Here is a 10,076-nt window from a genome sequence, read left to right as displayed (position 1 = left end):
GCCGGCGAAGGCGTCCTTGAGATCGCCTTCGCCGGCAAGCCGGCTCCTACAATGGTTGCGAACACCCAACGCCATCTCCTTACAAAAAGTTGAACGCTCATTGCCGCCAAAGGTCAAGTGAACAGGTAGCCGGCTATGCTTTACGTGCTGCCTCGCTTCCCCTAGTCATGAGAGGGCATTTTTTGTCTACATCCAACGAGTTGATCAGCGTAAAAGCCGCCACAGGGATTGATGGTCTCGATGACATCCTCAATGGCGGACTGTCCCGCGGCCACGTGTTTTTGCTTGAGGGAGAACCCGGTACCGGCAAGACCACGGTCGCCCTGCACTTTTTGTTGGCCGGCGCCAAAGCCGGCGAACGCTCGTTGTACATCACCCTGTCGGAAACCGAACGCGAATTGCGCCAGGGTGCGCGCTCCCATGGCTGGGAGCTGGACGACAATGTCCATATCTTCGAACTGACGCCTCCCGAAAGCCTGCTGACGGCCGAGCACCAGCAATCGCTGCTGTATTCATCGGACCTGGAGCTGGGTGAGGCCACCAAACAGATTTTTGAAGTGGTCGAACGCGTCAGGCCAACCCGCGTGGTGCTCGACAGCCTCTCCGAGATTCGCCTGCTGGCGCAAAGCTCGCTGCGTTACCGCCGGCAGATCCTCGCCATCAAGCACTACTTCGTGCGCTACGAGGCCACGGTGCTGCTGCTCGACGACCTGACCACCGAATCCCTGGACAAGACCGTGCACAGCGTCGCCCACGGGGTGGTTCGCCTGGAGGAGCTGACGCCCAACTATGGCGCCGAGCGCCGCCGGGTTCGCGTGGTGAAGTACCGTGGCCAGAAATACCGCGGCGGTTTTCATGACTTCACCATCATGGGCGACGGCGTCCACGTGTTCCCCCGCCTGGTGGCCGCCGAGCACCGGGGCGATTACCTGCGCCAACAATTGACCAGCGGCATCCGCGAAATGGATGCGCTGCTCGGCGGCGGCATCGAGACCGGCTCAAGCACGCTGATCCTCGGCCCGGCCGGCACTGGCAAGTCGTTGATCTCGATGATTTTTGCCGCCGCTGCCGTCTCCCGAGGCGAGAAAGCGGCCCTGTTCATCTTCGATGAAGAACTGGGCCTGCTGTTCGCACGCATGAAGAACATCGGCATCGACTTGAAAGTCTTGCAAGACACCGGCAATTTACTGATCGAGCAAGTGGATGCTGCCGAACTCTCTCCTGGCGAGTTTTCCCACCGGGTGCGGCGCTGCGTCGACGAGGGTGACATCAAGACCGTGGTGATCGACAGCATCAACGGCTATCAAGCGGCGATGCCCGAAGAAAACGCCCTGGTGCTGCACATGCACGAGCTGCTGCTGTACCTCAATCGCAAAGGCGCGGCGACTTTCATGACGGTCGCCCAGCATGGCCTGGTCGGTGACATGCAGGCCCCGGTGGACATCACTTACCTCGCCGACACGGTCATCCTGTTGCGCTATTTCGAAGCCCTGGGCAAGGTACGGCGAGCCATTTCGATCATCAAGAAACGCACCGGCAGCCATGAATCGACCATCCGCGAATACAAGATCAATGGCAACGGCATGACCATCGGCGAGCCGCTGGAAACCTTCCAGGGCGTGTTGCGCGGTGTGCCAACCTACCTGGGCGCGAGCAATCCCCTGCTCGGGGATGAAAGCCCGTGATCGTCCATGAAGCGACGTCCGAGCGAGCGATCATTCTTGCACCGCTCGGGCGCGACAGTCAGATCGCCATGATGCTGCTCAACGAGGCAGGCTTCGCCGGAGTCGTCAGCAACGACCTGCCGGGGCTTTGCCAGGAACTGGAGCAAGGCGCCGGCTTGTTGCTCATGTCCAGCGAAGCCTTGCTGCACAGCGACCTTGAGCCGCTGCTCGGGCTGATCGAGCAACAACCGGCCTGGTCCGATTTGCCGATCGTGCTGCTGACCCACCACGGTGGCCCGGAACAAAATCCGGCGTCACGCTTTGGCCCCCTCCTGGGCAATGTCACATACCTGGAACGGCCCTTCCACCCGGAAACCTTGATCAGCATGGTCGCCGCCGCCCTGCGCGGACGCCGACGACAATATGAAGCCAGGGATCGGCTGGTGGACCTGAGCCAAAGCGAGCTGCGCCTGCAAAATACCCTCGAGACCCTGGAGCAGCAGGTCGAAGAGCGCACCGCACAACTGCGCCACAACGAGGAAGTGTTGCGTCAGTCGCAAAAAATGGAAGCGGTCGGCCAACTCACCGGTGGCATCGCCCATGACTTCAACAACATGCTGACCGGCATCATCGGCAGCCTGGAACTGTTGCGCCGACGCCTGGCCCGGGGGCGCACCGAGGATCTCGACAGCCTGATCGACCTCGGCGTGACTTCGGCCAACCGCGCCGCGAGCCTGACCCACCGGCTGCTGGCGTTTTCCCGGCGCCAGTCGCTCGATTCCAAGCCCGTGCAGATGAACACCCTGGTGGTGTCCATGGGCGAACTGTTGCAGCGCAGCATCAACGAAAGCATTCACCTGGACATGCAGTTGGACGAGCAGCTGTGGGTCGCCGAAGCCGACCCCAATCAACTGGAAAGCGCCCTGCTCAACCTGGTCATCAATGCCCGCGACGCCATGCCCAATGGCGGAAAACTGCTGGTGCAGACCTCCAACCGCCACCTGGACGCCGAATTCACCCAGCCCCACGGCAACCTCAAGCCCGGCGACTACGTGGTACTGAGCGTCACCGACAATGGCTGCGGCATGCCGCAAAGTACGATCAATCGAGCCTTCGACCCGTTCTTTACCACCAAGCCCATTGGCCAGGGCACCGGCCTCGGGTTGTCGATGATCTATGGCTTCAGCAAACAATCGGGCGGGCATGTCGCCATTAATAGCGAAGTCGGCACAGGCACCACGGTTAACCTGTATCTGCCGCGTTTTGGCGGAGACCTGCCCGAGGACCAGCCGATCGACACGGAACATCCTCCCTACGCGCAAAACGGCGAGACCGTGCTGATCGTCGAGGACGATCCGGCGGTGCGGCAATTGGTCAGCAACGTGCTGGGCGACTTGGGCTATGCCTTCGTCGAGGCCTGCGATGCCGACACGGCAATGCCGATTCTCGACTCGACCCAGCGCATCGACCTGTTGATCAGCGACGTCGGCCTGCCCGGCATGAACGGCCGGCAACTGGCGGAAATCGGCCGGCAGCTGCGGCCGGACCTGAGGGTCCTGTTCATCACCGGGTATGCCGAGCACGCGGCGGTGCGCGGCGGGTTCCTCGATCCGGGCATGCAGATGATCACCAAGCCATTCACCTTCGACCTGTTGACGGCCAAGGTGCAGGAGATGATTCGCGCCTGATCCCGTTCAGAACACACCACTCCCTGTGTAGGAGCTGCCGCAGGCTGCGATCTTTTGATCTTGATCTTTAAAAAGCAAGGTCAAAAGATCGCAGCCTTCGGCAGCTCCTACGACAGCATTTCCTGCATCATTTCCTGCAAACGGTCGAGATCGAAGGGCTTCTCCAGAATCGGTGCCTTGCGCGTGATCGGGCTGTCCGTCTCGCGGATTTCCTGGGCGTAGCCGCTGATGAAAATCACCTTGAGTTCGGGTCGCAGCTTCACCGCGGGCTCGGCGATCTGCACGCCGGAGATCCCGCCCGGCAGGCGGAAGTCGGTGATCATCATGTCCAGGTGCGGCTTGCTGGCGAGGATCTCAAAGGCCTGCTCGCCGTTTTCGGCCTGCAGGACCCGGTAGCCCTCCCCCGACAGGTAGGCCGAGAGCACCATCAGGATAGAGGGATCGTCCTCGACGACGAGGACTACATCTTGTGCATCTTCACTCATGGGAAGCCTTTGTTCGGTCAATAGCTGCTGATACGACCGTGGGGTCGATCAGAGGTTGCGTTTATCTGGCTGTTTTCCTACAGCGGCAGACAAACGCGAAACAGGGCGCCTTCGCCAATCCGGCTTTCGACGGTAATGGTGCCGCCATGGGCGGCAACTATCTGTTCGGAAATAAACAACCCCAGGCCCAGCCCGGCGGCAACATGGTTGGCCGAGACGCGCTCGAATTGCTGGAAAATTCGCTGTTGGTTCTCTTCACTGATGCCGATTCCGCTATCACGGACTTCGACCCGTGCCTCACCGTTCTCACTGTACACCTTAAGGCTGATCGGGCTCTTGGCGCCATAACGCAAGGCGTTGGTCAGCAGGTTGGAAATCACCTGTTCAATGCGAAATTCATCCCAATCGCCCATCACCGGTTGCTCGGCGTCAAGACTGACCGACGCCTCGGCGGCCTCGATCTGCGGGGCGAAATTCTGTACCAAACCCCGAGCCAGCGCCGCCAGGTCGAAGTGTGTGGGGCGGATCGACAACTTGCCGGTGCGGATGCGTGACACATCCAGCATGTCTTCGATCAGGCGGATCAGGCTTTTGATCTGCCGTTCGTCGCGATCGACCATGGCGTGCATCTTGTCGAGGGTAAACGCCGCGGCGTTGTCCCGGGCCAGGTGCATCTTGCGCAACTGGGTTTCGAGAATCAGGCCATTGAGCGGCGTGCGCACCTCATGGGCAACGATGGACATGAAATCATCGCGCATGCGCACCGCCTGCTCCAGCTCCAGCTGGGTACTCTGCAACTGCTGGAGCAGCGCTTCCTGCTCGCGGCGGCTGCGCTCCAGCGCTTCGACCTGTTGTTTCATGGCCTTGCTCTGGCGGTAAAGGTCGACGAAGACGTTGACCTTGCTCTTGACCGCCTGGATATCGAGGGGTTTGTGCAGGAAGTCGACGGCGCCGCTTTCGTAGCCCTTGAACGCGTAGTTCAATTCGCGACCGGCGGCGCTGACGAACACGATCGGGATGTTCCGGGTCTTTTCCGTACCGCGCATCAACTCGGCCAGCTCGAAGCCATTCATGCCGGGCATCTGCACGTCGAGGATGGCCATCGCGAATTCGTGTTGCAACAGCAGCGACAAGGCCTCATCGGCAGACAGCGCCTTGTAGACCAGACGGTCTTCACGGGCGATCAGCGCTTCGAGCGCCAGCAGATTTTCCGGCAGATCGTCGACGATCAGCAGTTTGGCCTGAATATTACTTAGCATGCGATTCTTTCCAGCTCGACAAGCAAACGGCCGATGCCGCGTAGGGTGAGTAGGTGGTCGGGTTGCAGAATATCCAGCGCCGCCTGGGGCATGGTCGCGACCTGGGCGTCCTCCGGGTCCTGGACGATGGTCAGCCCGCCACGCTGCTTGACCTGGGACAAGCCTCGCGCGCCATCCTGGTTGGCGCCGGTCAGCAACACCGCGGCCAGGGTCGGACCGTAGGCATCGGCGGACGATTCGAACAGATAATCGATGGCTGGCCGCGAATAATGCACTCGGTCCTCCAGGCTCAAGGAAAAGCTGCGGTCCCGTTCAACCGACAAGTGATACCCAGGCGTGGCGAAATACAGGGTCCCGGCTTCGACCGGGGTCTTGTCCCGGGCTTCCAGGACCGGCAGCGACACACGCCGGGCGAAAACTTCCGCCAAATGGCTGCGGCGCTCGTCCGGCAGGTGCAGGACCACGATGATCGGCAATGCGAACCCCTCACGCAGGGGGCCGAGGATGTTCAGCAGCGCCTCTACCCCGCCGGCCGACGCACCGATCACAATCGCTTCAATGGAAGGTAAGCCCGTTGCACTGTTCATGTTTTGCGATAGATCCGTTCTTGTTTGACCAACGGCTCGAACTGGTTGCCGAAGGCCGAAAAATCCGGGGTTTCCTTGCTGCCCAGCACCAGGAAACCACGGTGGCAAAGCGACTCATGAAACAACCCGAAGGCGCGATCCTGTAGTTTTTTATTGAAATAAATCAATACATTGCGACATGAAATTAATTGAGTTTCTGAAAACACACTGTCCGTTGCCAGGCTGTGATCGGCGAAGGTGACGTTTTCGCACAACGACTTGTCGAAAATCGCGTACCCATAGGCCGCCGTGTAGTAGTCGGCGAAGGAGCACTGGCCCCCGGCCTGCTGGTAGTTGGAAGTGTAGGCGCGGACATTCTCCATGGAGAAAATCCCCTGCTTGGCTTTTTCCAGCGAGCGCGGATTGATGTCGGTGGCGTAGATGATGGTGCGTTCGAGCAGGCCTTCTTCGCGCAGCAGGATGGCCATCGAATAGACTTCTTCACCGGTGCTGCACCCGGCGATCCAGATCTTGATCGACGGGTAAGTCTTGAGCAACGGCACCACCTCGCGGCGGATGGCGAGGAAGTGCGAAGGATCGCGAAACATTTCACTGACCGGGATCGTCAGCAGTTGCAGCAGCTGCATGAACGCCGTCGGATCGTGCAGGACCTTTTCCTGCAACGCCGAGATGGTCTTGCATTCGAACTGGCTCAACGCGTGCGCCACCCGACGCTTGATCGATGCGCCGGAGTAATCGCGAAAATCGTAGCTGTACTTGAGGTAGATCGCCTCGATCAACAAGCGCAGTTCGATTTCGCTGCTGCGCTCACCTGAATAATCACGCTCCACTAAATGCGTTCCATCTTCGGTAACCACACACGAATCAGCGAAAACAGGCGATCGAGGTCGATGGGCTTGGCCAGGTAATCGTTGGCGCCGGCCTGCAGGCAGCGCTCCTGATCGTCCTTCATGGCCTTGGCCGTCACCGCGATGATCGGCAGCTTGCGCCAGCGCGGCTCTTTGCGGATCAAGGTGGTGGCTTCGAAACCATCCATTTCCGGCATCATCACGTCCATCAACACCAGATCGATGTCTTCGAATTCATTCAATCGCTCGATCGCTTCACGACCGTTTCGGCCGATGACCACGACGGCGCCCTTTTGCTCCAGCGCACTGGTGAGGGCAAAGATGTTGCGAACATCGTCGTCCACCAGCAGCACCTTGCGCCCCTCGAACACCTTGTCGCGGCTGCGGGCGGTCTTGAGCATCTTCTGCCGGTCATGGGACAACCGTGATTCGACTTTGTGCAGAAAAAGTGTCACTTCGTCCAGCAGGCGCTCGGGGGAACGCGCGCCCTTGATGATGATCGAGCGCGAATACTTGCGCAGTTCGGCCTCTTCGTCCCGGGTCAGGTTGCGCCCGGTATAGACAATCACCGGCGGGAACGAGCAGATGTCCTCGGTGGACATGCGCTTGAGCAGATCGTTGCCGAGCATGTCCGGCAGCTTGAGGTCGATGATCATGCAATCGAACACGGTGGTGCGCAGCAGTGCCAGGGCATCCTGCGCCAGGCCAACGGCGGTGATTTCTATGTCTTCATCGCCGATCAGCCGGGAGATGCTGTCGCGTTGCAGATCGTCGTCCTCGACCAGCAGCACGCGCTTGACCTTCTGGGTCAGCTTGGCTTCCAGGCGCCCAAACACCTCCTTGAGTTCTTCGCGGGTGGTCGGCTTGACCGCATAACCGATGGCGCCCATGTGCATCGCGGCTTCGACCCGGTCTTCGACGGAAATCACATGCACCGGAATATGCCGGGTCTCGGCGTGCTCCTTGAGGCGTTGCAACACGGTCAGCCCGGAATGGTCCGGCAGGCGCATGTCCAGCAGAATGGCATCCGGAACGAATTGCCGGGCCAGGTCGTAGCCTTCGTCGGCGCCGTGGGCCACCAGGCACTGGTAACCCAGTTCATGGGCGAGGTCATAGAGGATGTGGGCAAAATTCGGCTCGTCCTCCACCACCAGGATACAGCGCACGTCGAAAGGTGCCTTGAGACGGTCATCGTTGAAACGCGCGATCTCCTGGACCGGTGCCTGCGCTATCGCGACGGGCGCAACCCGGGTGCTCGTGTGGGTCGGCGAGGCACGCATCGGCTCGACGGGCTCCTCGCCCGGTTCGACATATTGCAGCGGCAGGATCAGGCTGAACGCGCTGCCCTGCCCCGGCGTGCTGGTGACGTTGATCGAGCCGCCGAGCAGCGCGGCCAGGTCGCGGGAAATCGACAGGCCCAGGCCTGTCCCGCCATAACGACGATTGGTGGTGCCGTCGGCCTGGCGAAAGGCTTCGAAAATGATTTCCTGTTGATCGTCGGCAATGCCGATCCCCGAATCGCTGACAATAAAGGCTATGCCGTTGTTCGGCGCCGCGCTCACGGTCAGGCTGACTCGGCCTCGCTCAGTGAACTTCACGGCGTTTGAGAGCAGATTCTTGATCACCTGCTCCACGCGCTGGCGGTCGGTATACATCATCAATGGCGCGCCGTCCTGCAACTCGACCGCAAACTCCAGTTGCTTGTCCGCCGCCAGGGGCTGGAACATGCCGCGCAAGCCGTCCACCAGGCGCGCAACGCTGGTGTTTTCCGGGCGTATCTCCAGTTTGCCGGCTTCGACCTTGGAAATATCGAGAATGTCGTTGATCAGGTTAAGCAAGTCGTTGCCGGCCGAGTAGATCGACTCGGCGAACTTGACCTGTTCGGCACTGAGGTTTTCCTGCGGGTTTTCCGCCAGCAACTTGGCCAGGATCAGTGAGCTGTTCAACGGCGTGCGCAGCTCGTGGGACATGTTGGCAAGGAATTCGGACTTGTACTTGCTCGAACGCTGCAATTCTTCGGCACGCTCTTCGAGCTGGGTCTGGGCCTGATTGAGCTCGGTATTCTTCAGGTCCATGGCGTCGCGTTGGTCGGCCAGTACCTGCGCCTGTTCGGCGAGCTGTTCGTTGGTCTGTTCCAGCTCGACCTGCTGGGTTTCCAGATGGGCCTGGGATTCCTTGAGAATCCTTGACTGCTCTTCAAGCTCTTCGTTGGCGGTCTTGAGTTCTTCCTGCTGCACCTGCAGTTCTTCGTTGAGCTGCTGGGTTTCGGCCAACACCTCCTGCAAGCGCTGGCGATAACGCGCAGCCTCGATCGAGGTGCCGATATTGCCGGCGATGAGCTCCAGCAGATCGATGTCCCGCTCGGTCAGCGGGCGCAGGAAGCCCAATTCGATCACGCCGTTGATCCGGTCGTCGTCGCTGGTCGGCACCACCAGCACGCTGCGCGGCAAGCCTTCGCCGAGACCGGAACTGACCTTGAAATAGTCGCTGGGCACATCGTCCAGGCGAATCAGGCGGCCCTGTTGCGCCACCTGGCCGACAATGCCTTCGTCGCTGTAGATCTGCTGCTCACGCTCCTGCTGCTCACGGGAAAACCCATAGGACGCCACGCGGCGCAGACCGCCGTGTTCTTCGCGTACATAAATGGCCGCCACGGCAGTGCCCAAGTACTGCGCGCAGAACTGCAGGATGTTGCGCCCCAGCAGGTTCAGCGACAGTTGCCCCAGCACTTGTTCGGCCAGTTGGGTCTGGCCGTTGCGCAGCCAGGCCTGTTGCTCCAGCCGGTGGGCACTGGCCTGTTGCGCCGCCAGGGTCGCCGTGTAGCTTTGCGACAGATTGACCAGATCGCGACGACCGATGTACGCCAGCAATGCGCTGATAGCGGCAATGAACAACAGATAAAGGGTGATGCTCCAGATCGTGGTACGACGCACTTCCTCGTTGCGCGTGGCGCGCAACTGCTGCTCCATGTCGATCACGTCTTCGTACTGCTTGCGGATCTCATCGGTCAGGCGCTTGCCTTTCCCGGTCCTGACCGCCCCGCGGTAGTCACCGTTGGCGCGCTGCAGTTCGATCATCGATTGCGCGTAACCGGCCCACTCCTGCTGCAAGGACTCCAGCCTGTGCAAGCGGTCAGTCTGGACCGGGTTGTCGGCGGTCAGCTCGAGCAGGGTCTTGAGCACGACCTCGATGCGCGGCTTGGCCGTTTCATAGGGTTCAAGGAACTTGTCATCGCTGGTGAGCAGGAAACCGCGCATGCCGGTTTCCAGATCGACCGTCAGCTTGACCGCCTCATTGGCGTTATTGATCACCCGGTCCGTGTGTTCGACCCACTGGATGGTCGACAGCAGATAGGTGATCAGCGACACGAAGAAAACCGCACTGATGGCGCCGACGCCCAGCGGCAGGCTGATGTTGCGACTCAGGAGCTTACGGAATCGCTGCTCATCAACCGAAGACTCAGAGGTCATAGTTAAGCCTTGTTGAACCGATGAAAACCAAGGAGTTTGCCCCAAAACTGACGTAATGATCGAATTTTCTCACAG

At 60.3% G+C, this 10,076-nt stretch carries 7 protein-coding genes; 2 read left to right on the top strand and 5 right to left on the bottom strand.

Going from position 1 to position 10,076, the window contains the following annotated elements; translation table 11 throughout:
- Positions 1-182 precede the first annotated feature (182 nt).
- Positions 183-1,685 (top strand): ATPase domain-containing protein, encoded by a 1,503-nt coding sequence (locus tag SOP85_RS23490; RefSeq protein ID WP_323628378.1) that lies wholly within the window; start codon positions 183-185, stop codon positions 1,683-1,685.
- A complete protein-coding gene (locus SOP85_RS23485) occupies positions 1,682-3,352 on the top strand; it encodes a response regulator (protein ID WP_323628376.1) in 1,671 nt (556 codons plus the stop codon). The genes SOP85_RS23490 and SOP85_RS23485 overlap by 4 nt, the downstream gene beginning before the upstream one ends.
- Before the next feature lie 107 nt (positions 3,353-3,459).
- Here SOP85_RS23485 and SOP85_RS23480 read toward each other — a convergent pair whose 3' ends face one another.
- From SOP85_RS23480 to SOP85_RS23460, 5 genes are all read right to left on the bottom strand, one after another.
- Complete coding sequence (locus tag SOP85_RS23480) at positions 3,460-3,837, bottom strand: response regulator (protein WP_274075813.1); 378 nt, start codon at positions 3,835-3,837, stop codon at positions 3,460-3,462.
- 77 nt (positions 3,838-3,914) lie between these two features.
- Positions 3,915-5,096: a hybrid sensor histidine kinase/response regulator gene (locus tag SOP85_RS23475; RefSeq protein ID WP_274075814.1), complete on the bottom strand. Its 1,182-nt coding sequence runs from the start codon at positions 5,094-5,096 to the stop codon at positions 3,915-3,917.
- The gene (locus tag SOP85_RS23470; protein ID WP_323628375.1) at positions 5,090-5,683 is read right to left on the bottom strand and encodes a chemotaxis protein CheB; all 594 of its coding nucleotides are present in this window, start codon (positions 5,681-5,683) and stop codon (positions 5,090-5,092) included. The genes SOP85_RS23475 and SOP85_RS23470 overlap by 7 nt, the downstream gene beginning before the upstream one ends.
- Complete coding sequence (locus tag SOP85_RS23465; RefSeq protein WP_323628373.1) at positions 5,680-6,513, bottom strand: CheR family methyltransferase; 834 nt, start codon at positions 6,511-6,513, stop codon at positions 5,680-5,682. Before SOP85_RS23465 ends, SOP85_RS23470 begins: the two co-directional genes overlap by 4 nt.
- On the bottom strand, positions 6,513-10,001 hold the full coding sequence (locus SOP85_RS23460) for a response regulator (RefSeq protein WP_323607899.1): 3,489 nt from the start codon (positions 9,999-10,001) through the stop codon (positions 6,513-6,515). The genes SOP85_RS23465 and SOP85_RS23460 overlap by 1 nt, the downstream gene beginning before the upstream one ends.
- Between the last annotated feature and the right edge of the window lie 75 nt (positions 10,002-10,076).

The sequence above is a fragment of the Pseudomonas sp. YuFO20 genome (assembly GCF_035064975.1).
In the GTDB taxonomy this organism is placed as follows: Bacteria; Pseudomonadota; Gammaproteobacteria; order Pseudomonadales; family Pseudomonadaceae; genus Aquipseudomonas; species Aquipseudomonas putida_AE.
This window is presented reverse-complemented; position numbering and strand designations above follow the sequence as displayed.

Coding starts and splice junctions, on each gene's coding strand:
- SOP85_RS23470 (WP_323628375.1), bottom strand. CDS start 5,683: ATGAACAGTGCAACGGGCTTACCTTCCATTGAAGCGATTGTGATCGGT.
- SOP85_RS23480 (WP_274075813.1), bottom strand. CDS start 3,837: ATGAGTGAAGATGCACAAGATGTAGTCCTCGTCGTCGAGGACGATCCC.
- SOP85_RS23475 (WP_274075814.1), bottom strand. CDS start 5,096: ATGCTAAGTAATATTCAGGCCAAACTGCTGATCGTCGACGATCTGCCG.
- SOP85_RS23460 (WP_323607899.1), bottom strand. CDS start 10,001: ATGACCTCTGAGTCTTCGGTTGATGAGCAGCGATTCCGTAAGCTCCTG.